Genomic DNA, 26,505 nt, shown 5'->3' on the forward strand with positions numbered 1-26,505 from the left:
TTATGCTCCGCCCGTGACGCGGATCACTTCTTCGAGCGATGTCAGCCCGGAGGCGAGCCAGCGGTCCGCATCCTCGCGCAGCGTACGCATGCCTTGCTCGCGGCCGGCCGCGAGAATCTCGGCATCCGCCGCGTTGCGGTGAACCAGCGTACGAATGTTGTCGTCGATCAGCAGCAGTTCGTAGACGCCGCGACGTCCCGCATAACCGGAGTGGCCGCACCGGTCGCAACCCACCGGATGCCAGCGCACGCTGCCGTCTTCTTCCACGCGCTCTTCGCGGCACACCGGGCACAAGCGCCGCACGAGCCGCTGCGCCAGCACGCCGAGCAGCGACGACGCCAGCAGATACGGCTCGACGCCCATGTCGGTCAAACGTGTCACGGCGGAGGCCGCGTCGTTGGTGTGCAGCGTGGCGAGCACGAGGTGGCCCGTCAGCGACGCCTGCACCGCGATCTGCGCGGTCTCCAGGTCACGGATTTCACCGATCATGATGACGTCCGGATCCTGCCGCAGAATCGAGCGCAGCGCCCGCGCGAAAGTCATTCCGATCCGCTCGTTGACCTGCGTCTGGCCGATGCCGGAGAGGTCGTATTCGATCGGGTCTTCGACCGTCATGATGTTGGTGGTCGCCGTTTCGAGCCGCGACATCGCCGCATAGAGCGTGGTCGTTTTACCCGAGCCCGTCGGACCCGTAACCAGCACGATGCCGTGCGGTCTGCCGATCAGCTTGTCGAACTTGACGAGCGTGTCGGGCGCCATGCCGAGTGCTTCGAGATTCAGACGCGACGCGTCTTTTTCCAACAGACGCAGCACCGCGCGTTCGCCGTGGCCGGTCGGCAGCGTCGAGACGCGCACGTCGACCGGGCGGCCGCCTACGCGCAGCGTGATCCGGCCATCCTGCGGCAAGCGCTTTTCGGCAATGTCGAGCTGCGCCATGATCTTGATCCGCGAGATCAGCGCGCCGTGCAGCGCTTTCTTCGGGCGCACCACATCGCGCAACGTGCCGTCGACACGAAAGCGCACCACGGAAGAAGTCTCGAACGGCTCGATATGAATATCCGAAGCCTGCTCGCGCGCCGCTTGCGTGAGCAGCGCGTTGATCATGCGGATGATCGGCGCGTCGTCTTCCGACTCCAGCAGATCTTCCACCTCGGGAATGTCCTGCATGAGGCGCGAGAGATCGACTTCGCCTTCCACTTCGCCGACCACCTGCGCAGCGCTGCCGTCCTGACGCGCATACGCCTGGTTGATCGCCTGCGCGAGTTCGTCGGCGGGAACGCGCACGATCGACACTGCGCCGAAGTTACGCGCGACTTCGGAAAGCGCGGCGTCGCTCGTGCGTTCGCTGATCCAGACTTCGAGACTGTCCGCATGCTGATGCGCAACCAGAATCTGACCGGCACGCGCAAACCCGTAGGGCACGAGCCGAGCGGCGATCGCGGACGGCGCCTCGCGCCCGGCATGCTCCGTCGCGCCCGCAGGCGGAAGCGCCGCTGCGCCGGCCCGCGTTGCTGCCGGCGTAGCGGCCGCTGACGGCGGCGTGGACGGCGTGCTCACGGCCGCACTCCCGGCGACTCGGTAGAGGGCGTCACGGTGACGGGACTGCTCTGCACGGCGGGCCCAACGGTGGCCGGACTGTTCTGCGCGGCGGCGCCATTCGTGGCCGCCGCGCCGTTGGTGACAGCGGCGCCATTCGTAACAGCGCCTCCGTTGGCCGGCGGCGGCGTGAGCTTCTGCCGGCGCATCTTGTCGATATCGAACAGGTTCATCTCGGGCGAACCGCCCTGACTCGGACCGATCGGCATGGGCGGCACCACAGGATCGTCATTGTCCTTCATCAGGTTGTTGTCCTGCTTGTACGCGCCCTGAACGCCCTGAATGTAGTCGTAGCGATTCGACGTCACGGCCTGAGCCGTCCCGCGATCGTTGATGATCACGGGACGCAGGAACACCATCAGGTTGGTCTTGTTGCGGGTTTTCTGCTCCGAACGGAACAGCTGGCCGATCCACGGAATATCGCCGAGCAGCGGCACCTTGCTGTTGCTGACCTGGTAGTTGTCCTGCATCAAGCCGCCCAGCACGATGATCTCGCCGTTATCCGCGAGCACCGTCGACTGGATCGAGCGCTTGGTGAATTCCGGGCCGGCCGGGTTGGTCGCGGCGTTGTTCGTGCCGGTCACGATCGCCGAGTCTTCCGTGTAGAGCTGCAGCCTGAGAATGCCGCCGTCGGTGATCTGCGGCTTGACGTGCAGCGTAAGACCAACGTCCACGCGATCGTAGGTATTGAACGCCGAAGTCGCCGTCGAACTCGTGAGGTTCGAATACGAACCCGTCTGGATCGGCACGTTGGTGCCGACCACGATCTTGGCTTCCTCGTTGTCGAGCGTGATGAGGTTAGGCGTGGACAGCACGTTCGCATCGGCGGTCTGCGAGAGCGCCTGCAGCAACGCACCGAGTCCCTGCACACCGAAAATGTTGTGTATCCAGCCGACGTTCAGGCCTTGCTGGAGACTTTGGCCGGCGAGCGCCCCGGCTAGACCACCTGTGGCGCCGGTCGCCGCGGCCGCCGCCGTCAGATTGATGATGCTATTGCTGCTGCCGGTCTGCAGATTGGTGCCGGCAAAGATCGAATTGTTCGCGACCTGCCACTGAATGCCGAGATTGCCGCTCGTGTTCGAGTTCAACTCGACGATCAACGCTTCAAGATAAACCTGAGCGCGCCGTGCGTCGAGCTGGTCGATCACCGCCCGCAAGTTGCGGTACACCGGCTCGGCTGCTGTGATGATCAGCGAGTTGGTCGCGGCGTCCGCCTGGATCATGCCGCCGGGCTGATTGTCGTCGCCCTTTTCCTTCTCGTTACCCAGCAGGCCGCCGGAATTGGAACCACCGCCCGCGCCATAGCCGCCGCCTCCGCTGCCGCCCATCGGCGAGGCCATCGAGCTGCTGCCGAGACCGCCCGAGGGCAGTGGCGGCGTACCCGACGTGCCCGTCGAATTGTTGCCGCCAAGCCCACCGCCGCCGTTCTGGTTGAACGAGTTCGCATCGTTCGAGTTCGCCGACGAGCCCGTGTCGCCGCCTTTGCCGAACATGCCGCGCAAGGTCTTGGCGAGCCTCGTCGCGTCCGCGTTGCGCAGCGGCACGACGTGAATGTTGCCGGGCATCGTGGTCGGCGTGTCGAGTTCCTTCGCCAGTTGCTTCGCTGCCGCGAGGCGCGCACCGTTCGACGCGCGGATCAGCAGCGAGTTGGTGCGCGGGTCGGCGGTGATCGAGACCTTCAGCGTCGCGTCAGTGCTGCCGATCGCGCCCGGGTCGAGCATCTTGGAGAGCTGCGTGGCAATGTCGATCGCATTGGCGTTCTTCAGTTGCACCACCGAAACCGACTGGCCCGCCGCCGTATCCACGCCCGCAATGATCTGGGCGATGCGCCGCACGTTGTCGGCGTAGTCGGTCACTACAATCGTGTTGTTGGCGGGGTAGGCCGCCACGGTATTGTTCGGCGAGATCAGCGGGCGCAGCACCGGCAGCAGATTGTTGGCCGATTCGTTCTTCAGCACGAACACCTGCGTGACCACTTGATCGCCGCGGGCAACAGGCGCGTTGCCCACATAGGTCGGCACGCCTTGCAGCTTGGCGTCCGCCTCGGGCACCACTTTCAGCACGCCGTGGTCTTGCACCAGCGCGAAGCCCTGCATCCGCAACGCGGACTGCAAGGTCTTCAGTGCCTGATCCTCAGGCACCGCATTTTCCGACACAAGATTCAACTGACCCTTCACACGCGGGTCGACGATGATCGTTTTGCCGGTTGCCGCGCCGATCGCCTTGGCCACCTGGTCGATGTCGGCGTTGACGAAGTTGAGTGTCACCTGTGCCTGTGCTGTCTGCGCGGTGATCAAACCAGCCACCAGCAGCGCCGTTGCGACGCGACGCAAAGCCATACGATTTCTTCTCATGGAATAGGGTATTGATGCCGACGGCCGTAGCCGTTGACGGTCATGCAGTGCGGACATGGGAGCAGGCCGCCGCCCTATCGATCTGCCGGCCGGCCTCGCGGGCGTTCATCGCCCTCTCAACCCGCCGCCCGATGTCCGAAAAAAATGAACAGTACCAGTTTTTCATGTCGGATTTGTCACAAAACAGACCGCGCTGTGCGATTCCTCTAAAGATTGCCCTATTTTGTCAAACAATTGAAAGCTAACAGGATGGTCTGTGATGAGCGCGAAAATGCTTCGTTTTCTGCGTGCTTATGTCGGTTAGCCAACTTGACGGAGGTCCGCCTGCCGGTATGATACGAGCCGTTCGAGTCCCTTGTTGCGTGTTGCTGGCGCGGGTTTTCCCCGATGTCCCGTGAATGCCCGGCTGGCGCGGCTCGGCTGCTGTCAGCGGCTGAAGTATGGCCGACGCGATCCCTAACCCACCCTTACGCTTGCACTTTATTTAGTGGTCTTGACCGATGAAACGCTCCCTCGTCACTGTCGCTGCAGGACTTGCCGTGCTGATAGCAGCAGGGTCGGCGCGCGCCGATTGCTTTGACGAAGCGGCCAGGTATCAAAAGGTCAATCCTCTGATTCTGCGCGCAATCGCGTGGCAAGAGTCACATAATAGGCCCGACGCACAGCATAAAAACGCCAATGGCTCGACCGATTACGGCGTCATGCAGATCAATTCGATTCATCTGCCCACACTCGCCCAGTACGGTATCTCGCAAGGCACGTTGATGGAGCCTTGCAAGAACGTCTATATCGCGGCATGGCATCTGCGCCGCCAGATGAACAAGTACGGCAACACATGGCAGGCTGTCGGCGCATACCACTCGGAAACGCCGGCATTGCGGGACAAGTACTCGCAGCAGATCGTCGCGATCCTGCGCAAGTGGAATCTGATGCCGGCTACGCGCTGAGTCGGTCTCCTGAGCCGGCCCGCTGATCTGACTCCATCCGGCCTAATCCGGCCTATTACCCGGCCGTCGCCCGTTTTGATGCACAATGCGGCTTCGTGCTGCCGTCGAGGCTCGAACATCGTTCAGGTCGAGCCGTCATGCGACCCCGAGCCCGGCACGCCTTCCAATCCTCTAGCTTTTCCGTACTGCGATGAACCAGCCGCTATTGCCCGTCACCGTGCTCTCCGGTTTTCTGGGCGCCGGCAAGACCACGCTCCTGAATCACATTCTCGCGAATCGCGCCGGTTTGCGCGTGGCCGTGATCGTCAACGATCTGGCCGCCGTCAATATCGATGCGACGCTCGTGCGCGATGCCGCCGCGCTGTCTCACGTCGAGGAACAACTGGTCGAGTTGTCGAACGGCTGCATCTGCTGCACGCTGCGCGACGATCTGCGGGTCGAGATCAAGCGCCTCGCGGCCGAACAGCGTTTCGACGCGATCCTGATCGAATCGACCGGCGTGGCCGAACCCATGCCGATCGCCGAAACGTTCACCTTCGTCGATGACGAAGGCGCGTCGCTCTCCGACGTCGCGCGGCTCGACACGATGGTAACCGTGGTCGATGCATTCAACTTCCTGCGCGACTACGGTTCGGCCGACGCGCTCGCCGAGCGTGGCATCGCTGCGAGCGAAGAGGACGACCGCACACTCGTCGAGCTGTTGATCGAGCAGATCGAATTCTGCGACGTGTTGGTGGTAAACAAGGCGGATCTGGTCAGCGCGGACGAACTCACGCGCCTGCAGCGCATTCTCGGCCGGATCAACCCGCGCGCGGTACAGGTCGTTGCCCGTTTCGGCGACGTGCCCCTCGCGCAAGTGCTGAACACCGGCCGCTTCGATTTCGACGAGGCGTCGAGCGCGCCGGGCTGGCTGACGTCGCTGAATCATGAGCATGAGCACGGCCATGCGCATCACGGTGAGGCAGACGAATTCGGCATCGGCAATTTCATTTACCGCGCGCGTCGGCCGTTTCACCCGGAACGACTGTGGGCGCTGCTGCATCAGGAGTGGAAGGGCGTTTTGCGCAGTAAAGGCTTCTTCTGGCTGGCTACGCGTAACGATATCGCCGGCTCGCTTTCGCAGGCGGGCGGCGCTTGCCGGCACGGTCCGGCGGGCATGTGGTGGGCCGCTCAGGATCGCAGCGAATGGCCTGACGGCGACGACGAGCTGGCTGCCGAAATCGCCGCGGACTGGTATGGCGAACCGGACGATCTGAGCATTGGTGACCGTCGCCAGGAGCTGGTCATGATCGGCGTCGGCATCGATCCGGCTGTCTGGAAAGCGAAGTTCGACGCGTGTTTGCTGACCGACGAGGAATACGCGCAGGGACCGCAAGCATGGGAGAAGCTCGCCGATCCGTTCCCGGCCTGGGACTTCGACGAAGACGATCACGATCACGAACATGGTCACGACCATCATGACCATGACCACGATCATGGTCACGGCGAAATCGTGCATCGCCACGACTGAGCGCCCTTCGCGTCCCGGCGGGATAGCCGCGACGCTCGTCGCCGCTATCCCTTGCGCAGTGTGCGGACGAAAACGCGCAGGCGAAAAAAAACCCGCCATTGGCGGGTGTCAACTGCCTGGCAGTAATCTGCTTAGCGCTTGTTGACTGCGTCCTTGAACGCCTTACCAGCCGTGAACTTGACGGTCTTGGCGGCCGGGATCTTGATAGTTTCGCCGGTCTTGGGGTTACGACCCGTACGTGCTGCGCGCTTGCCCGAACCGAAGCTGCCGAAGCCGATCAACTGGACCGCATCGCCCTTCGACACAGACTTCTTGATCACTTCAAGCAACGTGTCCAGCGTTTCACCGGTTTGAGCCTTGCTGGCGCCCGTCTGTCCTGCGACGGCGTCGATCAGTTCCTGTTTGTTCATTAAGGTTCCTTTCTGAGTTTAGGTTGACACGAACAGCGCGAACGCGCCGATTATACGTGCGCGGGCCGCGCCGTCGAGCAGCTCCGGCTCCGGATCCCCTCCGGACCAATAGCGCCGGACAGATGACTGTCCGTCGGCCGTGCTGCCGCTCCCTTCGCGGCGCTTGCTATGATAGCGCAGCGCAAACCCAATCAGGATAAGGGTTTCGAAGAATTGCACGGTTGCGGAGCGGATAAAGCAACGAAACTGCCATTTTTGCTCCCGGCGACCTTCAACCGAGGGCTGAAACCCAATCCGGACGGGGCTTGGCGTTGGTATTTGCCAACGTTCAGCGCGTCTTTTTCGCCGTTCGGCGAGCTGTGCTCGGGCGGTAACGTTCAACCCGCGTGTGAAAAAACGCTCGCCGGCTCAAGTTTTCTTATCCCCCACGGGGGCCTTGGCGCGAAGCGACAGGTTCTGGGGGCCTTTTTCCGAGCGTCATTTTCCGTCGCGCATGACTGATCCGCTGATCCCCGCCGTCCTCGCTTTTCGCGACAACGGCACGCCTTTCTCGCCGCTTTACGACGATATCTATCACAGCGCCGTGGGCGGTCTCGAACAGGCCCAATATGTTTTCCTGCGCGGGAACGCGCTACCCGAGCGGTGGCAGGGCCGCCGCGTCTTCACCGTGGTCGAAACCGGCTTCGGCATGGGCATCAACTTTCTGGTGACCTGGGCCGCCTGGCGTGCCGACTCGTCGCGCTGTGAGCGGCTGCATTTCGTGTCGACTGAGAAACATCCGTTTACCGTCGACGATTTACGCAAAGTAGTAGCCGCGACCATTTCCGATCCGGAGATTGCGGGCCTCGCACAAGCCCTCGCGAACGCCTGGCCGATGCTCGTTCCTGGCACGCATCGGCTCGAGTTCGAAGAAGGGCGCGTCGTGCTCACGCTCGTTTTCGCCGACGCGCAGGACAGCCTGCCGGCCTTGAGACTGCGTGCCGATGCTTTTTACCTCGACGGATTCGCGCCGGCCAAAAACCCCGAACTCTGGAATCCCGCGATCTTCAAGGCGCTCGCGCGCCTGGCGGGCGAGGGCGCCACCTTCGCCACTTACAGCAGCGCCGGCGAGATCAAACGTGCGTTGACGCAATGCGGCTTCGAATACCGCAAGGTGGACGGCTTCGGCTGGAAACGCGCGATGCTGGTCGGCCACTTCGCCCCCCGCTGGCGCGTGCGGCGTTACGAGCCGCCCGCGCCGCTCGCGCTCGGCGAGCGCCATGCCGTGGTGATCGGCGCCGGGCTGGCCGGCTGCGCGGTGATCGAACGGCTCGCGGCGCGCGGCTGGCGCGTCACATCGCTCGAACGGCATGCTTCGGTGGCGCAGGACGCGTCGGGCAATCCGGCCGGCGTCTTTCATCCCATGATTTCGCGTGACGACAGCGTCGCCTCACGCGTCACGCGCGCGGGCTTTCTGTATTCGCTCAAGCGCTGGGCCGCCCTCGAACGGCTTGGTTACGGACCAACGCGCGGCGGCCAAGGCCTGTTGCAGATCGCAGCGGACGACGAAGAAGCCCGCTCGATCAGCAACGCGATTGCCGCGTCAGGCTATCCATCCGACTACGTGAGGCCCGTCTCGCCGGATGAAGCTCAGCGGCTCGCCGGCATGCCGCTCGCCCGCGGCGGCTGGTTCTTTGCGCACGGCGGCTGGATCGACCCGGCGTCGCTCTGCGCAGCACAGTGCGCCGCGGCGGGTCAGTTGCTCGAACGACGCTTCGGTGTGGATGTCGCGCGAATCGAGCGGTCGGGCGATGAGTGGATCGTGTTCAACTCCGCGGGCGAGGCGCTCGCGCAAGCGCCGGTGGTAATCGTCGCGAGCGCTCACGACGCCGCGCGCATCGCCGGTTTGCAGCACGCGCCGACTCGCAGCATTCGCGGCCAGCTCACATTGCTGCCGGCCGGCACGGTGCTGCCGCCGCTCGGCATGCCGGTGATCGGCGAAGGCTACGCTGTACCGCTCGCCGACGGCATGACGCTAACCGGCGCCACCTACGAACTCGACGACCCCGACACCACGCTGCGCGCGGCTGGCCATCTGGAAAACCTGCAGCGCGTCGCGCAGATGCTGCCGGCCTTCGCGGGCATCGCCGATCGCGCTAAGTCAGCGGCGTTGGCGGGGCGTGTCGCGTTCCGTTGCGTCACCAGCGATCGCATGCCGATGATCGGCCAGCTCGCCGACGAAGCGCTCGCAGCGCGCGACGCCCAGCGTCTGCGCGGCGCATGGCCACTCGATCTGCCACGTACGGACGGACTGTACGGCGCATTCGCCTATGGTTCGCGTGGGCTCGTGTGGGCAGCGCTCGGCGCAGAGCTGATCGCCTCGCAACTGGAAGGCGAACCGTGGCCACTTGAACGGGACCTGGCCGAAGACCTCGATCCCGCGCGCTTTCTGTTGCGCGCATTGCGTCAGGGAACGGTCCGTTAACGGTGAGTTAACCGCTGGCGTCCCCGCATGCTTACCCGATGAGTTATCCACTGAAACTTGTGGATAACTGCGCCGTTTACCCGCGCAACTCATGTGGAGCCGTTGTGGACGTAAACGGGGTAACTTTGCCGCCGCCGAAAATCGCAAAAAGTTGCTCTTGTATACCCGCCGCTGCCGCACATGCTGTGCATCCGGTTATGCGGTCGGCAAACCAATGATTCATTTCGGTAAACAGAAGTTATCCACAGAAAACGAGGCACCTTGTTAACTGTTACTACGTATACATACGGTAAACCAGTAAACAGCAAGGCCGTGGCTGGAATGAAGCCTATCGACGTAGCTCCGTCCCATGACCCAAGACAAACTGCCTCGGCAGTGTCCCGAAAAACACATCTGCCGAATTCAAACTGGCCGCATCCGCGGCTGAGTTTGGACGTAAAAACGGTCGCTTTTTCCTCATGTCGGCGAGATAACGTACGTTTTTACCGTTTTGCCAGCATGTTCGTGTCTTTTCGGTCGAGGCTGAAAAAGCTATGGCACAATCGCCGTTCTTTTCCGCGTCGTGCCTTGCTTCTACAGCGGCACACGCAGCAAACGGAACGGTGCCGCTCAATCAGAATCTGATTCAAAGTCGACGGCGTTCTTTCACCGTGCCGGTTGCTACGGCCGCACCCCGAATGCGTCAGGCTCCCCGCGGCTGCGGCGCATTCAGATCATCCGATCGTTGAACACTCGCAACGCTGGCCATGCGAAGCGATCGCGACAGTGAGCGCTCCATGCGCCCACCCGCTCGCCGGCGTCTGCGCCGGTTCGTGTCGTCTGCCGTTGCTGCAAAGGAGAACCCATCACGATGAATTCGGCGTTTTCATTTTTTCCAGCCTGGCCGCTTTCACCCGACGCCATTTTTTGGGCTGGTCTCGCATTGCTTGCCGCCGGTCTGTGCGGTGAGCTGTGCTATCGCGCGTGGCGTTTGCCGCGCATTTCCGGGTATGCGGTGATTGGTCTGATTGCCGGCGCCGCCGGTTCGGGCGTGATCGACGCGGATTCAGCGAGCGCCGCGCGGCCGTTGCTCGATGTCGCGCTAGGCTTGTTGTTGTTCGAACTCGGCAGCCGCCTCGATTTGCGCTGGATCCGTCGCAATCCGTGGCTGATTCTGTCGAGCGTCGCCGAAGCCACGCTGACTTTCGCGCTCGTGCTCCCGGTCTTGCTGTTTCTGAACGTGCCGCTCATGGTGGCCACCGTGCTCGCTGCGATTGCCATGGCAACTTCGCCGGCCATGGTGATCCAGCTGAAAACGGAATTGCGCGCGGAAGGCCAGGTCACCCAGCGTCTGCTGACCTTGACCGCGCTGAACAGCATGTATGCGGTGGTGATCGAGAAGCTCGTGTCCAGCTGGCTGCATCAGGAAATGTACGGCAACGTATTCGCGACCATCCTGCAACCGCTTTATCTGCTGGTCGGCTCGCTCGTGCTCGCGTATCTGCTCGCGCGCACCTGCACATTCTTTTATCGACGTTTGAACATGCAGGACGAACATTCGTTCGTCGCGCTGTTCGGCCTCGTGCTGCTGGCCATTGCGGTCGCGCATCTGTTCAAGCTGTCGACCATTCTTGCGTTGCTGGCCGCCGGCATCATCGTAAAGAATCATGAAGCGCGTCCGCAGTTGTGGCCGGAGCACTTCGGCACGGCCGGCTGGTTGTTGACCGTGATTCTGTTCGTGCTGACGCTGACTTCGTTCGAATGGAAAGACATTGCGCTCGGCGGCGTCGCGGCGCTGGGTCTGATTGTTGCGCGCCTCGTGGCGAAACTGGTCGGCGTGCTGGCGTTTGCCAAGCCGAGCGGTTTGAACTGGAAGCAGGGCATGGCGCTTGGTCTGTCGTTATCGCCAATGTCGGCGCTCGCCTATCTGCTGGTCGACGATACGTACAACCTGTATCCGAATTTCGATCCGCAACTGCGGGCGATCGTCATGTGTTCCATTTTCGTGCTGCAGATTCTCGGGCCGTGGCTCGTCTATCGCAGCCTCGCGCTGGTGAGCGAACGGCGCGAAGAGTAAGTGCGCCAGTGGGCGCACTTCGTTGCTCGAAGCTCGGTGCCTGCTACGCTCCATCCAGCTTATATTCGATTCAAAAACGGCCGGGCACGTGACCCACACCCGGCCGACCTGACTCAGGGGACGCCATGTCACTCGAACCCTTCATCGACTCGAAACCGTTCACCTTCGGTGTCGAACTCGAGATGCAGATCGTCAACACGCATGACTATGATCTGACCAAAGCCGGCTCGGATCTGCTGCGCCTAATCAAGGACGAAAAGATCCCCGGCAACATCACGCCGGAAATCACCGAAAGCATGATCGAGCTGTCCACCGGCATTTGCACGTCGCATGAGCAAGCCGTCGCCGACTTGCGCAAGATTCGCGACACGCTCGTTTCGGCGGCCGATCATCTGAACGTCGGCTTGTGCGGCGGCGGCACGCACGCGTTCCAGCAATGGAGTGAACGGCAGATCGTCGATACGCCGCGCTTCCAGTACCTGTCCGAGTTGTACGGCTATCTCGCCAAGCAGTTCACGGTGTTCGGCCAGCATGTGCATATCGGCTGCCCGGATCCGAACAGCGCGCTCTACCTGCTGCATTCCATGTCGCGCTTCATTCCGCACTTCATTGCCTTGTCCGCATCGTCGCCGTTCGTGCAGGGTGTCGATACCGGCTTTCATTCGGCACGACTGAATTCCGTGTTCGCGTTCCCGCTCTCGGGCCGGGCGCCGTTCGTGTTGACGTGGGACAGCTTCGAGGAATATTTCTCGAAGATGGTCCACACGGGCGTCGTCAACAGCATGAAAGATTTTTACTGGGACATCCGGCCGAAGCCCGGTTTCGGCACGATCGAAGTGCGCGTGATGGACACGCCGTTGTCGGTGGATCGCGCGGCGGCGATTGCCTGCTACATCCAGACGCTCGCGCGGCATCTGCTGCTCGACAAACCGATCACGCCGAAGGAAGACGACTACCTCGTCTACACCTTCAATCGTTTCGAAGCATGCCGGTTTGGTCTGGCCGGCACCTGTATCAATCCGCAAACGGGCGAACGCAAGACGATTTCCGAAGACATTCTCGAAACGCTGGATCGGATCGCTCCGCACGCCGAAGCGTTGGGTTCGGGTAATGCGCTGGCTGAAATCGGCTCGATCGCTCGCAGTCAGGTCAATGATGCGACCTGGCTGCGTGGCGTCGTCGAACGGGAGAAGTCCCTGCACGAAGCCGTCAGGCAACAGTGTTTGCAGTGGCGCGCGTAGCCGGAGACTGAACGGCTCGCGGTAAATCGTAAGGAAACCCGCCTCGAGCGGGTTTTTTTCAATAAATTAAATTTCCAGCTCGGCGTATCTTAGGTTTTATAGAGTTAACGTATACAGACGTAGTAGTAGTTAACAAGCATTGCGCCGGCCTGTGGACAACTGAATAATTCCCTGCAAAGTCAATGCGCTGCGTAAACCATAAGTGAGCTGATCGAGGCTGCATGGAGGCCGGTATACGAGGACAACTTCGGTGCGGCCAGGCAGGCCTCGCGGCTTATCAAGAATTGGCGCACAAGCTGTCCTTGCGTTTTCCCGTGGTTATCCACAGCTTGCGTTGGATAAGTTAGCTGTACGATTCGCCGCTCTCGCATAGAATGTCGTTTTCGCTGCCTTGCCTTGCAGGGCGGTAAATTTTTGAGATAGTAGAAAACCGTCTTGTCCGCAGTTGGGCGAGGCTACCCCACACAGGCTACGGGTGCGGTCGGCGAATGGTTCGCCAGCGGCGCGCGAAAGCTGTAAATAAACCAATCGAAGATTATGAGCGAAGGCGTATACGGAGAACAGGCGACCGGGCGGGTGACCCACAGCCTATTGCGATTGAGCACGGCAATGCGGAGCCAGGCTTGGGAATGGGCGGAAGGTGCTGGCCTGACGCCGACTCAAGGCGAAATTCTGGTTTTGCTGATGCAGCGCAAAGGCCCGATGCGTCTCGGCGAAATTGCCCGTGAAACGGCCCTCACCGCCGCGACAACCAGCGATGCAGTCAGCACGCTCGAGACCAAAGGCCTGGTCGAAAAGCGCCGTGCCCTCGACGACGGCCGCGCCCTCGCAGTTCGCCTGACGGCGCGTGGCCGCACGGCTGCGAAGCGCGCCGCGCAATGGCCGGACTTTCTGGCCAAGGCGGTCGGCACGCTGCGCGACGACGAGCAGGCTGTGTTCTATCGCACGCTGCTCAAGACCGTGCATCAGCTGGAAGCGCAAGGCACGATTCCGCCGCACCGCATGTGCCTGACCTGCACGCACTTCGAGCCGAGCAAGAATCCGAAGAAGACGCCGCATCATTGCGCGTTGCTCGATCTGAACATGTCGGATACGGATCTGCGCCTCGATTGCTCGGTGTATGAGATTGCCGACGTCGCCACCCAGAAGAAGACCTGGAAGATCTTCGCCCAATAAGGCGGCTTCTTCCGGGACAATCCGCTACACTGCCAGCCGGCTTTGGCGGGCGGCGCATGCCGCCTGTCAGCCGTCCGGTGCCGCGTGGCGGCAAGTCTTTAGTCAACCTGAAGGTGGGGCAGGCCGATGAATCACGAAGTTCTGGCCATTCGCCACGTGCACTTCGAGGATCTGGGCAGTCTTGAGCTGGTGCTCGGCGAGCGCGGGCGTCCGGTTCGCTATCTCGATGTCGGGGTGGCTCGCATCGAGGCGCCGAATCCCGTCTCCGCGTCATTGATGGTGGTGCTTGGCGGCCCGATCAGCGCAACCGACGACGCGCATTACCCGACGCTCGTGCCGCTGCTGTCCAAGATCGAGAAACGCATAGCGGCGGGTTTGCCGACACTCGGCATCTGCCTTGGCGCGCAACTGATTGCCCGCGCGCTCGGTGCTCGCGTCTATCCCGCGGGCCGCACCGAACTCGGTTGGACACCGCTTACGTTGACCGATGCCGGCCGCGCTTCGCCGGTGCGTCATCTGGATGGCGTGCAGACTTCCATGCTGCATTGGCACGGCGACACCTTCGATTTGCCTGACAACGCGACACGTCTCGCGTCGACTCCTGCGTGCGAGAACCAGGCGTTCGCCTGGGGCAGCCATGTGCTGGGTCTGCAGTGTCATCCGGAGATTCGGACCGATCGCTTCGAGCCCTGGCTGATTGGTAACGCCGGTGAGCTTGCGGGCCACGGTATCGACGCGCGCCAGTTGCGGGCCGAGACCGCGCAGTTCGGTCCCGCGCTCGAAGTCGCCGCGCGCCGGATGTTCAGCGAATGGCTCGATCAGGTCGAGGCGAAACCCTGATAGGTCCGTGCCAGCAGTAAATCCATCGCGGTGCTATGCTCGTTCGCTATTGGGTTTTTACTGGGCGTAATCCATGAGCGCGCTTTTTTCTCCGCTCACGCTGCGCAGCGTGACGCTTCCCAATCGTATCGTCGTGTCCCCGATGTGCCAGTATTCCGCCGAGCGTGGCGAGGCAACGGCGTGGCACATGATCCATCTCGGCAGCATGGCATTGTCGGGTGCCGGCATGCTGTGCATCGAGGCGACTTCAGTCGAGCCGGACGGACGCATCACACCGGGCGATCTCGGCTTGTGGGACGACGTCACCGAAGCCGCGCTCGTTCCTGTGCTCGCCGCGATCCGCAAGCATTCGCACATCAAGGTCACGATGCAGTTGTCGCACGCCGGGCGCAAGGCGTCGAGCCACGCGCCTTGGGAAGGTGGCCAGCTGATTCCGGTGTCGCAAGGCGGATGGTTGCCGCACGCGCCGTCCGCGTTGCCACACAAGGCAGGTGAAGAGCCGCCACTGGCGCTCGACATACCTGCGTTGAACCGGATCCGCGAGGCATTCGCGGCCTCGGCGCGGCGCGCCGCGCGGCTCGGCATCGACGGACTGGAAGTGCATGCGGCACACGGCTATCTGCTGCATCAATTCCTCTCGCCGATCGCCAATCAACGCGACGACGAATACGGTGGCTCGCTTGAGAACCGTATGCGCTTTCCGCTTGAAATCTTCGATATCGTGCGCGCTGCATTTCCCGCCGACAAACCCGTTGGCGTACGCGTCTCGGCAACCGACTGGGTCGAAGGCGGCTGGACGCTCGAGGATACGATTGCGTTCGCGCAGGAGCTGAAAAAGCGCGGCTGCGACTGGATCGACGTGTCGTCCGGCGGCGTCTCGCCGCTACAGAAGATTCCGCTTGAACCGGGTTATCAGATTCCCTTTGCCAAGGCCGTCAAGGAGGCCACGGGCCTCACCACCATCGGGGTGGGTTTGATCACCGACCCATTGCACGCCGAGCAACTGATCGAAGCCGGCGACGCCGATCTGATCGCGCTGGCTCGCGCATTGCTGTACAACCCGCGTTGGCCATGGCACGCCGCGGCGCAACTCGGCGCCACGGTCGAAGCGCCGCCGCAGTACTGGCGCTCGCAACCGCGCGAGCAAAAGGCGCTGTTCGGCGACATTTCGTTCGGACAACGGTGAAATTGGCGGCACGTCTTGCGCGCGCGTCTTTTTGACGGTTGAACGAAGCCATCGTGAGCGTGTACGATGCCGGTTGTGGCGCATGAGCGTCGCAGATCGACGCGGCGCTCGCAAGGCGCCGCGTTTGCTATGCGCGTCGGAAAAAAGCAGCGCATTAGACGCGGGCAATCCTGACGGCTGCCGATCTTCACCCCAAGTTCTTCACAAGGATTCATTCAATGAGTTCACGCAGGATCGCCGTGCGCCGTTCGGGTGTGCACGGCAAAGGCGTGTTTGCCGTCGAACCGATTGCGGCCGGCGAGCGGCTGATCGAATACAAGGGCGAACGGATCTCCTGGAAAGAAGCGCTGCGCCGTCATCCGCACAATCCGGCGGAGCCGAATCACACGTTCTATTTCGCACTCGACAGCGGCAAGGTGATCGACGGCAAAGTGAATGGCAATAGCGCGCGCTGGATCAACCATTCCTGCGCGCCGAACTGCGAAGCCGAAGAAATCGACGGTCACGTGTATGTGCACGCGTTGCGCGATATCGCCGAAGGCGAGGAAGTCTTTTACGACTATGGCCTCGTGATCGACGCGCGGCAGACCAAGAAGCTCAAGAAGGAATACGAATGCCGTTGCGGCGCGCGCAAGTGCCGCGGCACGATGCTGGCGCCGCCGGAGAAGGAGAAGGGCGCGGGCAAGGCCGAGAAGTCGGCCAAAAAGGCCAAGACGACTGCAAAGAAAGCGAAGAAGAAATGACATGCGCGCTGCCTGAGTCGTTCACATTGGTGAACGCGCCAGGCAGTCCGTCGCACAGCTGATCCGTTAGCTATCCACCGGCGCCGAGTGCGCCGATTTTTTTGCCGGCCGCCTTGTATCGGGCGCGGCTTCAATGTGTACGCTGATCGGCACGAGCGGTATGCGCACAATGAAACGTGCGCCGCCTTCCGGCGCGTCTTCGTAATGCACGCTGCCGTGATGCAGCACCATGATGTCGTGAACGATGGCGAGGCCGAGACCGGCGCCGCTGTCCACGCCGGCATCGCTCTGGCCGTCGCCGCGGAAAAACCGTTTGAAGAGATCGGCCTGCTGATTGCGCGGCACGCCCGGCCCGTTGTCTTCAACGGCAATCTCCGCCATGCGCAGGTCGTCGATCACCGTTTGCGACACCGTTACCGTAATGCGGCCGCCATCGAAGCGCGACGGTGGCATGTACTTCAGCGCGTTATCCAGCAGATTGGCGATCACTTCGTGCAGCAGTACGGGATTGCCGCGCGCCATCAACGGATGGCCGTTGCTCGGGTCGTCCAGACGCTGGAAACCGAGGTCGACGTGGAACGTCAACGCACGCGGCACCCATTCCGCGCCGGTATCGAACGCGAGCGCGGCCATGTCGACGTTGACGAAGCGAGCCGCCTGTTCGCCCGGCTCGGCGCGCGCGAGCGAAAGCAGCTGATTCGACAGCCGCACCGCTCGGTCGGCTGCGGCGCGCAGCTCACGCACCGCGGCTAGCGTTTGCTGCGGGTCGCGCGCAACGGCCGCCTGCTCCGCATGCAGCTTGACCGCGGTCAGAGGCGTGCGCAGTTGATGCGCGGCGTCGGCGATAAACTTGCGCTGGCCGTCGAGCGCGGTTTTCAGGCGACCGAGCAACGCGTTCAGCGCACCGGTCAGCGGCCGGATTTCGACCGGCACATAGGTCTCGTCGACCGGTTCGAGCGACGTGTGGGTTTGCCGGTTCAGTGAATCCGCAAGATCGGTCAGCGGATTGAGCTGTTGATTGACCACGCGCCATACGATCACCCAGCCGGCCAGCAGCAGCAATAGCAGCGGCATCATGATCGCGACGAGAAACTCGGCGGCGATTCGAAACCGGTGGTGCACCGGTTGGCCGACCTCGACGACGATCGGATTGCCCGTTGGTTGATCGACCCGCACCTGTGCCACGCGCACCGTCACGCCCTGATGCTGCGTTTCGAATACGTACGCGTAATGCATGCGCCGCACGCTCGTGCCTTGCAGCGGAAGATTATGGTCGCCGGCGATTTCGGTTTCGCCAGTGCTGATCCGGTAGACGAGGTGTTCCACCGGGTCCGAGAACATGGCTTGGGCAAGAGGCGGCACGGTGACTTTGGCGTCCGGGCCGGCAATCTGGATCTGTTTGGAGATCGCGGTGGCGAGATCGGCGAGCGAACGGTCGACCACGTGCTGCGTGTACTGCCACGCCAGCCAGTATGCGATCAGGCCGCTCATGAGCGCGAGCAGCGAAAGGGGAGCAGCGAGGCGCCGAAGCAGCGTGCGGCGCAGACTATTGGCGGCCGGCTGGGGCATGATCGAACGCGCGGGAAAGAGGCAACGGCGCAAGCACCGCGAAATTTCGCCGACGGCCGGCGTGTTGCGCAACCAGTGCGCGGCGCCGGCCCGGCGCCGTCAGGCCGCAATGGGCATTGCGGCCTTCATGACGATTATGCGGCCTGGCGGATTTCCTGCAACAGGTAACCGAAGCCACGCACCGTGACGATCTCGACACGGCAGCTTTCGAGCTTTTTACGGACCCGGTGCACGTAGACTTCGATCGCGGTGTCGCCGAGATCGCCGCCGAAATGCGTCAGATGGTCTTGCAGTTGCGCCTTGCTGACCACGCGGCCATGACGCAACAGCAGCATTTCGAGCACGGCGAATTCACGCGGCGAGAGCTCTAGCGGCTTGTCGTCGTTGAAAATGCGGCGGTCGACGCCCGACAGGCGTACACCACCCAGCGACACTTCCGGACGCGGCATGTCGCCGTGCGGACCGCTGCGGCGCATCACCGCGCGAATGCGCGCTTCGAGTTCGGTGGGTTCGAACGGCTTCAGCATGTAGTCGTCGGCGCCGGAATTCAGACCTTGCACGCGGTCGTTCAATTCGTCGCGCGCGGTGAGGATGATCACGGGCGTGTGACGATTGCTCTGACGGAAGCGCGAGAGCAGCGACATGCCGTCGATGCCGGGCAAGCCCAGATCGAGGATCACCAGTTCGTGGCGATTTTGCGTTAGGGCCTGTTCGGCGAAAATGCCGTCGTGAACCATGTCGACGGTGAAGCCGGCTTGTTCGAGACTGCTTTGGATGCCGCGTGCGATGGGGCGGTCATCTTCGATCAGAAGGAGTCGCATGGATTTCGCTCAAGTACAATGGGTTAGGCGTTTGGGCAAGCGGTTCGCCGGGGGCGCCTGCTGCACAGGCAGCGTGCGGCGTGGCTATACCGGACTGACACGAAGAAGCGGCCACGAAGCAGGCATCGAGCAGCCTCGAAGCACCTGTTCGGCGCCCCGGACCTGTCGCTTCGCGCGAGTCCCCCGAGGGGCAAGAAAACTTGGGACGGGCCGGCGTTTTCTTGAGAGCGATCACGAAGTCATGTCCGAGATAAGCATTCACGAACTGGAAGCCGCGATCAACTTCTGGCGCGCCCGCTCACCTTCGAGCGGCGACGAACTCGTTCTGTGCAAGGAGGCAAGCGCGCTCTCCAAGCCGTATGCGTTGATGATTGTACAGCGTCAGAACACGCTATCGCCGGATCGTTTGGACGCGACTGCGAGGCTTGCGTGGGATTCTTACGTGCACCTTAAGAATAGCCTGTAGAACTGAAGGTTTGGACAAGGGATTACCTGCAATGCCCTTTCATTGCCGCCGAATAGTTCCGTATGCGGCGCGTAATCACGCCTGAAGCCGACCTGTTTGTTTGTATTACGCCGTAATACTGTCGATAAACGCGGCCAATTCGATGTCGCGTTCGGTCAAGCCGTTGGCCTCGTGCGTCGAAAGCGTAATTTCCACCTTGTTGTACACGTTGAACCATTCCGGATGGTGATCCATTTCCTGCGCCTTGATTGCGACGCGGGTCATGAAACCGAATGCTTCGTTGAAGTCGGCGAATGTGAACTGGCGCTGGATTGCGTCGCGGCCCGTCGCGGCTTGCCAGCCATTCAGCGCGGCGATCTGGGTGGCGCGTTCTTCTGAAGTGAGTTTGTGAACCATGGTGCTACCTCATTGAGTCTGGACAGACACGCCGGTGGGCGTGCGCATCCGCTATTTTTTCATGGATAAAGCCTGCCCGCTGCCGGCCTGCCCGGCGTTACCTGTCAGATATCGCCGTCTGCCAGCCAGCCCTCCCGTGAGCCGCGCGTGATGACGCGATCGTGTTCGAGCACGTCGCCGGCCGCGAACGCCGGTTGGGCGGCAAGCTTTGCCAGCAGCGGCGCGAAGTCGGTTTGCGTCACGTTGAACAACTGCGCGAAATCATCGATTACGAAGTAGGTCTTCTGGAACGTGTCGATGCGGTAGCGGGTGCGCATCACGCGTTCGAGGTCGAAGCTGAGCCGGTTCGGCGCGGCACTTTGCTGGCTGTAGAGCGTCTCGCCCTTGCTCGACACAATTCCCGCGCCATAAATCTTCACGCCGTTCGGACTTACCGCGTCGCGGATCAGGCCGAACTCCACGGTGTACCAGTAGAGGCGCGCGAGCAGCGGCAGGGCGCCGGCGTCATGGGCGGCAAGCGCGGCGCGGCCGTATGCGTGCATGTAGTCGGCGAATACCGGGTTGATCAACAGCGGCACGTGGCCGAAAAGATCATGAAAACAATCCGGTTCCTGCAGGTAATCGAGCTGGTCGGGCCGGCGCATCCACCAGGTCACGGGAAAACGGCGGTTCGCCAGATGCTCGAAGAACACCTGGTCCGGCACGAGGCCCGGCACGGCGACAATCTGCCAACCGGTGGCGGGCATGAGCTTCGCGTTGATCTCGTCGAAGGAGGGCACGCGGTCGGCCGGCATGCCGATGCGTTCGACGCCCGCCAGAAACTCGTCACATACGCGCCCTTTGAGCAGCGCTGTCTGGCGGGCGTAAAGTTGTTGCCATACTGCGTGGTCGACCGCGCCGTAGCTTTCGGTTGGTTGATCGATGGTGAAATCGGCACGGGTTTCGAGCCCGGCGTCGAATTGCTCTTTCAGTTTGGCGGTATTGGCGGTGGACATGGTGCAACGCTCTGCGGTAACGGCAGTAAAAATCGGTGATGCAAGTGTAGAGCGGCAAGTATGCGGAAAGGGCGCAATGTTGGCGTTTTATAGATATGATATGCAATAATCATGCATGAAATCACCATTTAATGCAGGAAGTCGCCATGTTAGAACTGGATCACTTCGATCTCGCGCTGCTGGAGGTGCTTCAGCGCTTCGGCCGGGCAACGCATCAGCAACTGGCTGAGCAGGTGCCGCTGTCACCGTCACAGATTGGCCGGCGCTTGCAGCGTCTGGAGCAGGCGGGTGTAGTGGACGGCTATCGCGTCGTGCTGCGGCCGGAAAAACTCGGGCTCGGCGTCACCGCTTTTACGAGCTTGAAATTGAAGCACCACGGCGATTCGATCATCGAGCAATTCCAGCAACAGATCGACGTGCTGCCTGAAGTGCTGGAGTGCCATGCCGTGGTGGGCGACGCCGACTATCTGTTGCGCATTGTCGCGCCCGATCTGAACTCATCTCTTTATACACAACTCGACACTTGCGGCAAGGATGGTGGAGTAAAAAATTAGCCGCAAGGGGGTTGTTAACTGTGCGGATTTCGCGTTTACTCTCGGATTTTCAGCATGAAGATCCGAGACGACGCAGGAGCATGGGTGGACGAGGAATTTGAGACGCTGGATCTGGGTGATCCACGGCGAGACCGGCGCGCGAAGGAGCTGGTCAAACGGTTCGCCAGCCGACCCACGGCTAGCATTCCGGGCGCGTGCGAAGGCTGGTCAGAGACGATCGCTGCATATCGCTTTTTGGGCAATGAGCACATCGACTGGCGCGACATGATGCAGCCGCATTGGGACCGTACCACGGCACGCATGGGGCAGTTGCCGGTGGTGCTGTGCATTGCCGATACGACAGAGCTGAACTTTAACGGTCAGGATATCGAAGGGGCTGGCCCGCTCTGTTATGAAGCACAGGTGGGCATGTATCTTCACGCGACCTATGCGGTGACACCGGATCGGGAGCCGCTGGGTGTGATGAACGCATGGATGTGGGCGCGCGAACCACGCGATGCAAACGGCAAGCGTGGGGGCGTTAAGGAAAGTGCGCGGTGGATCGAAAGCTATGAGATCGTGGCCGAACAGGCACGGGCCCTGCCTGACACGCGGCTGGTGTATGTGGCCGATCGTGAAGGCGACATCGCCGCGCTCATGCAGCGTGCGCAGGAACTGGGTGAACCGGCGGACTGGCTGATGCGCTCGCAACACAATCGCGCGCTCAAGGGCGAAGCAAGTTTGTGGGAGACGGTGCACGCCAGCAGGGTACTCGGCCACATCAGCTTCGTGCTGCCCGGGCGCAGCGGCCAGAAGGCGCGTGAAGTGAGGCAGGAACTGCGTAGCCAGCGCGTCACGCTGCCCGGGCGTGCCGGTGTCAAGCTCACCTGCGTCGAGGCGTATGAAGTGGATGCGCCAGCGGGTGTGAAGCCCGTTATCTGGCGTCTTGTGACCAACCGCGAAGCAGGTGATGCGCATGCCCTCATCGAACTCGTTGACTGGTACCGCGCGAGGTGGGAAATAGAAATGTTCTTCAACGTCCTGAAGAACGCCTGCGGGGTCGAGGCACTGCAACTCTCACAGATGGAGCGGGTAGAAAAGGCGCTCGTGCTGTACATGGTCGTATCGTGGCGTATCGCGCGGCTCATGCGTGTGGGCAGGACCTGTCCGGAGTTGGACGCGTCGCTGTTCTTTGCGGCTGACGAGATACACGGCGCCCATGTGCTCTGTAAGAAAGCGCGTCCCAAAAAACCGCCGACGCTCAACCAGATGATACGGATGGTCGGCTCACTGGGCGGATTTCTCGGGCGCAAGAACGACGGCGAACCAGGCGCGAAGACGCTATGGATTGGCATGCAGCGAGTTATGGATGCTGTGATCACCATACAGATCTTGCGCGACGGCTATGACACTTCTGTATAACGAGATGATCTGAACTACCTGTCGACGTTCGTGATGAAAAAGCTGATGCGTGTGCCGGGCGTCGATAGCGTACGTTCGAATATCGTGCTCACCACCTTCAAACGCAACGGGCCGTTGCCGCTCGGCCACCTGTCGCCGGGCGCAGCCGCCGCTTGAAGCGGCGGCGTTACGCATGCGGCGCCGGTCGCGCGGATTCAGGCCGCGGCCTGTAGCGCCCTGGTCTTACGCGGCTTGCTTTGGGGCGCTGTCCGGGCTCAGCAAATCGACGTAGGCCACCGCCACCAGATCCGATTCCGGCACGCCGAGCGTGGCGAACATCGCGTGCGCTTCTGCATGGCCGCCTTCTTCGTCGTCGTCCTGGGCAAGCAGGACTTCGAGTTCGACGAAGTCGCCCAGACCGTCCACCCGGTCCAGATGGATACGTGTGCGCCCGGTCAGATACACATGCCGTTCCTTGGTGACGATGCCGCGTGTGGTCAGCGCGGTGGCGAGCAGCGCGTGCATGGCTTCCGGGTTGGTCACCGGGCTGCGCGTGTAATAAGACGCTTTCGGGCCGTCGCGGTCGTCGCGCTGGTAGAAGATCAGTTCGGCCGGCGTGCCGTCGTCGAACTGGCGCAGCTTCAGGCGGCCGCGCGGCACGTCGTAGAAAAAGTCCTGCTGGCGGAAGATCAGCGGCGCGTCCGGCGCGAGCTGCGCCGCGCGTTCGCGGAGTTGCTCGAAATGCTGGGCGCGGGCTTTGATTTCAATGTTGCGTGCCATGTCAGGCTCCTGTCGAAGGATGGAGTGGTCGGCGACTTCCGGTGTTGCCGGGGCGAAGCTGCCGGGAAGGACAAAGTCAGGCGGAACGGGAAACAATGCGGGGACAGCGCGTGAGCGCGAAGCCTCAATCTAACAAAAACTGCGTGACGGTGTGGTTTCAGATGTGGGGCGGATGGACGCGGCGGGTGATGGAACTCACCGGGCGATCATCGCGGTGGTCCGCGGGAAGCGCCGCGCGAGAGGGTCGCCGTGAGGATCGCCGTGACGACTGCGCGGTACACGGACATCATGAGAGCGGCTCATATCGCTTGCCTCTCGCACTCTGGCTGACGGCCGATCATGCTTCACGCAATCGTCGTTCGCGTGCTCATCACGTCGCCCATTGCTGCTCGATCAACTTCAGCGCTGCCGCAATGGCCGGCTCCTCCTTGCGCTGCGCGAGCGTGATGAAGCTGAGCTGAGTCGGCACGGTCGCACCTTCGACAATGGTCAGCGCGTGCGCATGCGCTTCGGCGATCGCGGTGGCGTCGCGTGCGAGCGTGAGGCCCACGCCTGATTTGACCAGGTCGAGCATGGACGGCTCCTGATCCACTTCCGCCACCTTGATGGGCTTCACGCCTGCCTCGTCGAAGCAGCGCGACAACAAGCGGTTATGCGCCGACGCGGGCGGCGTCCAGATCCACGGCAGCGCCGCAAGCGAGCGCCAGTCGCGCGCGCCTTTGACGCGGTCTTTCCAGCCGGCCGGCGCCAGCACACGGTACTGGAAGTGAGTCAGCGTGACGGCGTGAAAAGCGGGGCCGTCGCGCGGTTCCTCTTCGGACGGCAGGCCGATGTAGTAGCCGACATCGAGCTCACCTGCGCGAACCTGCTCCAGCACCCATCCCGACATGCCGTGGCGCAAGGCTGTCTCGATGCGCGGCCAGGTTTCCACGAGTTGCTTCAGGAAGCCGCCGAGGCGCAGAAACGCCGGGTCGAGGATCGTGCCGATCCGCAAGCGTCCGCGTACTTCGTGGCGCAGCGATTGCGCCGCCCGCTGCACGTCGTTCGCCGCGCCAAGCGCGCGTTCGGCGTGCGGCAGCAGCGCCTGGCCGTCGCGCGTCAGCGAAAGCCCGTGCGAAGTCCGCGTGAACAGCGTCACGCCGAGCGTCTCCTGCAAATGCTTGATTTGCAGGCTGACGGCGGGTTGGGTCAGGTGAAGCTGTACCGCGGCGCGCGTAAGGTTGCCCTCGCGTGCCACGGTGACGAAGGCCCGGAGCAGAGTCAGATCCATATCCTGATATTAACCCGCCTTATAACGCAGTTGAGCATTACTCATTGGATTTGCCGGCCCGAAGCGCCGTACGCTTCAGCTTCAGCACGCCTTGATCGAGCCGCAGGCGCCGGGGCGGAAGACTTCACAGGAAAGAGGACACCATGAGCGAGACATATCAGGACGAAGCCGTGCGCAGCGCGAAGAGCGCGAACGCGCTGACGCATTTCATCAATGGCAAAACCGTCGAAGGCACGAGCGGCCGCTTCGGCGACGTCTTCAATCCTGCTCAAGGCAGCGTCAGCGCACGCGTGCCGCTCGCGAGCGTCGCCGAAGTGGACGCGGCCGTCGCCGCCGCCAAAGACGCGTTCCCGGCATGGAGCGAAACCGCGCCGATCAAGCGGGCGCGTGTTCTGTTCAAGTTCAAGGAGCTGCTCGACCGTCATCACGACGAACTGGCGGAACTGATCACGCGTGAGCACGGCAAGGTGTTTTCGGACGCGAAGGGTGAAGTGATGCGCGGCATTGAAATCGTCGAGTTCGCCTGCGGCATTCCGAATCTGCTGAAGTCCGACTTTACCGATCAGATCGGCGGCGGCATCGACAACTGGAACCTGCGTCAACCGCTCGGCGTGGTCGCCGGCATTACGCCGTTCAATTTCCCAATGATGGTGCCGTGCTGGATGTTTCCCGTCGCGATTGCGTGCGGCAACACGTTCGTGTTGAAGCCGTCCGAGCGGGATCCTTCCTGTTCGAACCGGCTTGCCGAATTGTTGAGGGAGGCCGGCTTGCCGGATGGCGTTTTCAACGTCGTGCACGGCGACAAGGTGGCGGTCGACGCATTGCTCGTGCATCCGGAAGTCAGCGCGTTGTCGTTCGTCGGTTCGACGCCGATCGCCGAATACATCTACACGGAGGGCACGAAGCACGGCAAGCGTGTGCAGGCTTTGGGCGGAGCGAAGAATCATCTGGTAGTGATGCCGGACGCGGATCTCGACCAGGCAGTCGACGCCTTGATCGGCGCGGCGTACGGCTCGGCGGGCGAGCGATGCATGGCCATTTCGGTGGCCGTCGCCGTCGGGCATATCGCCGATGAACTGGTCGAACGGCTCACGCCGCGCGTGAAGAGCCTGAAGATTCTCAACGGCATGGAGTCGGATGCCGAGATGGGACCGTTGGTCACGGCGGTGCATCGCGAGAAAGTGGTGGGCTATATCGACTCTGGCGTCGCGGCGGGCGCGAAACTGGTTGTCGATGGGCGAGGCCATCAGGTCAGTGGACACGAGAAGGGATTCTTTCTTGGCGGCACCTTGTTCGACGATGTTTCGACCGACATGAAGATTTACCGGGAAGAGATTTTCGGACCCGTGCTTTGTGTGGTGCGCGTGCCGGATTTTGCGTCCGCGGTGGAACTCATCAACGCCAATGAGTTTGCCAACGGCGTGTCGCTGTTTACGTCCGATGGCGGTGTCGCTCGCGCGTTCTCGCGCCAGATCCAGATCGGCATGGTTGGCATCAACGTGCCGATTCCGGTGCCGATGGCGTGGCACTCGTTTGGTGGCTGGAAGAAGTCGCTCTTCGGCGACCATCACGCGTATGGTGAAGAAGGCGTGCGGTTTTACACCCGCTACAAGAGCATCATGCAGCGCTGGCCCGACAGCATCGCCAAAGGCGCTGAGTTTACGATGCCGGTGGCCAAGTAGATTGAGGCATTGGCCTTCGGCAGCGCTGCTCGTGGCGGCCGAAGGCAGTAGCGAAACGGCCGCCGCACA

The 26,505-nt window shown here is 62.2% G+C and carries 23 protein-coding genes and 1 pseudogene; 14 read left to right on the forward strand and 10 right to left on the reverse strand.

What is annotated here, in order from left to right:
• Together gspE and gspD are read right to left on the reverse strand one after the other, a co-directional pair.
• The gene (gene gspE / locus BLW71_RS16285) at positions 1 to 1,557 is read right to left on the reverse strand and encodes a type II secretion system ATPase GspE (RefSeq protein WP_091797750.1); all 1,557 of its coding nucleotides are present in this window, start codon (positions 1,555 to 1,557) and stop codon (positions 1 to 3) included.
• Positions 1,554 to 3,935, reverse strand: coding sequence for a type II secretion system secretin GspD (gspD, locus tag BLW71_RS16290; protein WP_091797753.1), 2,382 nt, complete (start codon positions 3,933 to 3,935; stop codon positions 1,554 to 1,556). Before gspD ends, gspE begins: the two co-directional genes overlap by 4 nt.
• 515 nt (positions 3,936 to 4,450) lie before the next feature.
• Between gspD and BLW71_RS16295 the strand changes: the two genes are divergently transcribed.
• Together BLW71_RS16295 and BLW71_RS16300 are read left to right on the forward strand one after the other, a co-directional pair.
• Positions 4,451 to 4,897, forward strand: a complete 447-nt coding sequence (locus tag BLW71_RS16295) for a lytic transglycosylase domain-containing protein (RefSeq protein ID WP_091797757.1) — start codon at positions 4,451 to 4,453, stop codon at positions 4,895 to 4,897.
• 190 nt (positions 4,898 to 5,087) lie between these two features.
• Entirely contained in the window at positions 5,088 to 6,407 is a 1,320-nt protein-coding gene (locus BLW71_RS16300) for a GTP-binding protein (RefSeq protein WP_091797760.1), read from the forward strand.
• Positions 6,408 to 6,538: 131 nt separating this feature from the next.
• Here the strand turns inward: BLW71_RS16300 and BLW71_RS16305 are convergent, their stop codons facing one another.
• Positions 6,539 to 6,817 carry an HU family DNA-binding protein gene (locus BLW71_RS16305; protein WP_006050811.1) on the reverse strand — a complete coding sequence of 93 codons (279 nt, stop codon included), beginning with the start codon at positions 6,815 to 6,817 and terminating at the stop codon, positions 6,539 to 6,541.
• 18 nt (positions 6,818 to 6,835) lie between these two features.
• Positions 6,836 to 7,036 carry a hypothetical protein gene (locus BLW71_RS16310; RefSeq protein WP_091797763.1) on the reverse strand — a complete coding sequence of 67 codons (201 nt, stop codon included), beginning with the start codon at positions 7,034 to 7,036 and terminating at the stop codon, positions 6,836 to 6,838.
• A 274-nt stretch (positions 7,037 to 7,310) separates the two neighbouring features.
• Between BLW71_RS16310 and mnmC the strand changes: the two genes are divergently transcribed.
• The 7 genes from mnmC to BLW71_RS16345 all read left to right on the forward strand — a co-directional run bounded on the left by mnmC (position 7,311) and on the right by BLW71_RS16345 (position 16,523).
• Positions 7,311 to 9,281, forward strand: a complete 1,971-nt coding sequence (mnmC, locus tag BLW71_RS16315) for a bifunctional tRNA (5-methylaminomethyl-2-thiouridine)(34)-methyltransferase MnmC2/FAD-dependent 5-carboxymethylaminomethyl-2-thiouridine(34) oxidoreductase MnmC1 (RefSeq protein ID WP_091797766.1) — start codon at positions 7,311 to 7,313, stop codon at positions 9,279 to 9,281.
• 850 nt (positions 9,282 to 10,131) lie between these two features.
• The gene (locus BLW71_RS16320) at positions 10,132 to 11,337 is read left to right on the forward strand and encodes a cation:proton antiporter (protein ID WP_091797768.1); all 1,206 of its coding nucleotides are present in this window, start codon (positions 10,132 to 10,134) and stop codon (positions 11,335 to 11,337) included.
• Between the two features lie 125 nt (positions 11,338 to 11,462).
• A complete protein-coding gene (locus BLW71_RS16325; protein WP_091797771.1) occupies positions 11,463 to 12,578 on the forward strand; it encodes a YbdK family carboxylate-amine ligase in 1,116 nt (371 codons plus the stop codon).
• Positions 12,579 to 13,115: 537 nt separating this feature from the next.
• Complete coding sequence (locus BLW71_RS16330) at positions 13,116 to 13,754, forward strand: MarR family winged helix-turn-helix transcriptional regulator (RefSeq protein WP_091797774.1); 639 nt, start codon at positions 13,116 to 13,118, stop codon at positions 13,752 to 13,754.
• Between the two features lie 126 nt (positions 13,755 to 13,880).
• The gene (locus BLW71_RS16335) at positions 13,881 to 14,594 is read left to right on the forward strand and encodes a glutamine amidotransferase (RefSeq protein ID WP_091797777.1); all 714 of its coding nucleotides are present in this window, start codon (positions 13,881 to 13,883) and stop codon (positions 14,592 to 14,594) included.
• 73 nt (positions 14,595 to 14,667) lie between these two features.
• Positions 14,668 to 15,780, forward strand: a complete 1,113-nt coding sequence (locus BLW71_RS16340) for an NADH:flavin oxidoreductase/NADH oxidase (RefSeq protein WP_091797780.1) — start codon at positions 14,668 to 14,670, stop codon at positions 15,778 to 15,780.
• Positions 15,781 to 15,998: 218 nt separating this feature from the next.
• Positions 15,999 to 16,523, forward strand: coding sequence for an SET domain-containing protein (locus BLW71_RS16345; protein WP_091797782.1), 525 nt, complete (start codon positions 15,999 to 16,001; stop codon positions 16,521 to 16,523).
• 66 nt (positions 16,524 to 16,589) lie between these two features.
• Here the strand turns inward: BLW71_RS16345 and BLW71_RS16350 are convergent, their stop codons facing one another.
• Together BLW71_RS16350 and BLW71_RS16355 are read right to left on the reverse strand one after the other, a co-directional pair.
• On the reverse strand, positions 16,590 to 18,092 hold the full coding sequence (locus tag BLW71_RS16350; RefSeq protein WP_091800936.1) for a sensor histidine kinase: 1,503 nt from the start codon (positions 18,090 to 18,092) through the stop codon (positions 16,590 to 16,592).
• A 134-nt stretch (positions 18,093 to 18,226) separates the two neighbouring features.
• On the reverse strand, positions 18,227 to 18,913 hold the full coding sequence (locus BLW71_RS16355) for a response regulator transcription factor (RefSeq protein ID WP_091797785.1): 687 nt from the start codon (positions 18,911 to 18,913) through the stop codon (positions 18,227 to 18,229).
• 241 nt (positions 18,914 to 19,154) lie between these two features.
• Here BLW71_RS16355 and BLW71_RS16360 point away from each other — a divergent pair, with 241 nt between their 5' ends.
• Positions 19,155 to 19,379, forward strand: a complete 225-nt coding sequence (locus tag BLW71_RS16360; protein WP_091797788.1) for a DUF3717 domain-containing protein — start codon at positions 19,155 to 19,157, stop codon at positions 19,377 to 19,379.
• A 105-nt stretch (positions 19,380 to 19,484) separates the two neighbouring features.
• On the opposite strand, the gene BLW71_RS16365 is transcribed toward BLW71_RS16360, so the two are convergent.
• Together BLW71_RS16365 and phhA are read right to left on the reverse strand one after the other, a co-directional pair.
• The gene (locus BLW71_RS16365; protein WP_091797791.1) at positions 19,485 to 19,775 is read right to left on the reverse strand and encodes a 4a-hydroxytetrahydrobiopterin dehydratase; all 291 of its coding nucleotides are present in this window, start codon (positions 19,773 to 19,775) and stop codon (positions 19,485 to 19,487) included.
• Between the two features lie 104 nt (positions 19,776 to 19,879).
• The gene (phhA, locus tag BLW71_RS16370; protein WP_218157122.1) at positions 19,880 to 20,770 is read right to left on the reverse strand and encodes a phenylalanine 4-monooxygenase; all 891 of its coding nucleotides are present in this window, start codon (positions 20,768 to 20,770) and stop codon (positions 19,880 to 19,882) included.
• Between the two features lie 146 nt (positions 20,771 to 20,916).
• Between phhA and BLW71_RS16375 the strand changes: the two genes are divergently transcribed.
• The 3 genes and pseudogenes from BLW71_RS16375 to BLW71_RS16385 all read left to right on the forward strand — a co-directional run.
• A complete protein-coding gene (locus BLW71_RS16375) occupies positions 20,917 to 21,324 on the forward strand; it encodes an Lrp/AsnC family transcriptional regulator (protein WP_286162010.1) in 408 nt (135 codons plus the stop codon).
• A 54-nt stretch (positions 21,325 to 21,378) separates the two neighbouring features.
• Positions 21,379 to 22,725, forward strand: coding sequence for an IS4 family transposase (locus BLW71_RS16380; RefSeq protein ID WP_091797797.1), 1,347 nt, complete (start codon positions 21,379 to 21,381; stop codon positions 22,723 to 22,725).
• Positions 22,726 to 22,731: 6 nt separating this feature from the next.
• A pseudogene (locus BLW71_RS16385) lies at positions 22,732 to 22,881 on the forward strand (Lrp/AsnC ligand binding domain-containing protein); the annotation flags it as partial.
• A 66-nt stretch (positions 22,882 to 22,947) separates the two neighbouring features.
• On the opposite strand, the gene BLW71_RS16390 reads toward BLW71_RS16385, so the two are convergent.
• Together BLW71_RS16390 and BLW71_RS16395 are read right to left on the reverse strand one after the other, a co-directional pair.
• On the reverse strand, positions 22,948 to 23,484 hold the full coding sequence (locus BLW71_RS16390) for a class IV adenylate cyclase (RefSeq protein WP_091797800.1): 537 nt from the start codon (positions 23,482 to 23,484) through the stop codon (positions 22,948 to 22,950).
• A gap of 370 nt (positions 23,485 to 23,854) precedes the next feature.
• Complete coding sequence (locus tag BLW71_RS16395) at positions 23,855 to 24,754, reverse strand: LysR family transcriptional regulator (protein ID WP_091797804.1); 900 nt, start codon at positions 24,752 to 24,754, stop codon at positions 23,855 to 23,857.
• 143 nt (positions 24,755 to 24,897) lie between these two features.
• Between BLW71_RS16395 and BLW71_RS16400 the strand changes: the two genes are divergently transcribed.
• On the forward strand, positions 24,898 to 26,436 hold the full coding sequence (locus BLW71_RS16400; RefSeq protein WP_091797807.1) for a CoA-acylating methylmalonate-semialdehyde dehydrogenase: 1,539 nt from the start codon (positions 24,898 to 24,900) through the stop codon (positions 26,434 to 26,436).
• Positions 26,437 to 26,505: the final 69 nt, after the last annotated feature.

The sequence above is a fragment of the Burkholderia sp. WP9 genome (assembly GCF_900104795.1).
In the GTDB taxonomy this organism is placed as follows: Bacteria; Pseudomonadota; Gammaproteobacteria; order Burkholderiales; family Burkholderiaceae; genus Paraburkholderia.

Bases quoted from the DNA above. Each gene is read 5' to 3' on its own strand.
- BLW71_RS16345 (WP_091797782.1), top strand. From the start codon at position 15,999: ATGAGTTCACGCAGGATCGCCGTGCGCCGTTCGGGTGTGCACGGCAAA.
- BLW71_RS16330 (WP_091797774.1), top strand. From the start codon at position 13,116: ATGAGCGAAGGCGTATACGGAGAACAGGCGACCGGGCGGGTGACCCAC.
- BLW71_RS16380 (WP_091797797.1), top strand. From the start codon at position 21,379: ATGAAGATCCGAGACGACGCAGGAGCATGGGTGGACGAGGAATTTGAG.
- BLW71_RS16395 (WP_091797804.1), bottom strand. From the start codon at position 24,754: ATGGATCTGACTCTGCTCCGGGCCTTCGTCACCGTGGCACGCGAGGGC.
- mnmC (WP_091797766.1), top strand. From the start codon at position 7,311: ATGACTGATCCGCTGATCCCCGCCGTCCTCGCTTTTCGCGACAACGGC.
- BLW71_RS16335 (WP_091797777.1), top strand. From the start codon at position 13,881: ATGAATCACGAAGTTCTGGCCATTCGCCACGTGCACTTCGAGGATCTG.
- BLW71_RS16350 (WP_091800936.1), bottom strand. From the start codon at position 18,092: ATGCCCCAGCCGGCCGCCAATAGTCTGCGCCGCACGCTGCTTCGGCGC.
- BLW71_RS16325 (WP_091797771.1), top strand. From the start codon at position 11,463: ATGTCACTCGAACCCTTCATCGACTCGAAACCGTTCACCTTCGGTGTC.
- BLW71_RS16360 (WP_091797788.1), top strand. From the start codon at position 19,155: ATGTCCGAGATAAGCATTCACGAACTGGAAGCCGCGATCAACTTCTGG.
- BLW71_RS16355 (WP_091797785.1), bottom strand. From the start codon at position 18,913: ATGCGACTCCTTCTGATCGAAGATGACCGCCCCATCGCACGCGGCATC.
- BLW71_RS16295 (WP_091797757.1), top strand. From the start codon at position 4,451: ATGAAACGCTCCCTCGTCACTGTCGCTGCAGGACTTGCCGTGCTGATA.
- BLW71_RS16305 (WP_006050811.1), bottom strand. From the start codon at position 6,817: ATGAACAAACAGGAACTGATCGACGCCGTCGCAGGACAGACGGGCGCC.
- BLW71_RS16300 (WP_091797760.1), top strand. From the start codon at position 5,088: ATGAACCAGCCGCTATTGCCCGTCACCGTGCTCTCCGGTTTTCTGGGC.
- BLW71_RS16375 (WP_286162010.1), top strand. From the start codon at position 20,917: ATGTTAGAACTGGATCACTTCGATCTCGCGCTGCTGGAGGTGCTTCAG.
- BLW71_RS16390 (WP_091797800.1), bottom strand. From the start codon at position 23,484: ATGGCACGCAACATTGAAATCAAAGCCCGCGCCCAGCATTTCGAGCAA.
- BLW71_RS16400 (WP_091797807.1), top strand. From the start codon at position 24,898: ATGAGCGAGACATATCAGGACGAAGCCGTGCGCAGCGCGAAGAGCGCG.
- BLW71_RS16365 (WP_091797791.1), bottom strand. From the start codon at position 19,775: ATGGTTCACAAACTCACTTCAGAAGAACGCGCCACCCAGATCGCCGCG.
- phhA (WP_218157122.1), bottom strand. From the start codon at position 20,770: ATGTCCACCGCCAATACCGCCAAACTGAAAGAGCAATTCGACGCCGGG.
- gspD (WP_091797753.1), bottom strand. From the start codon at position 3,935: ATGGCTTTGCGTCGCGTCGCAACGGCGCTGCTGGTGGCTGGTTTGATC.
- BLW71_RS16340 (WP_091797780.1), top strand. From the start codon at position 14,668: ATGAGCGCGCTTTTTTCTCCGCTCACGCTGCGCAGCGTGACGCTTCCC.
- BLW71_RS16320 (WP_091797768.1), top strand. From the start codon at position 10,132: ATGAATTCGGCGTTTTCATTTTTTCCAGCCTGGCCGCTTTCACCCGAC.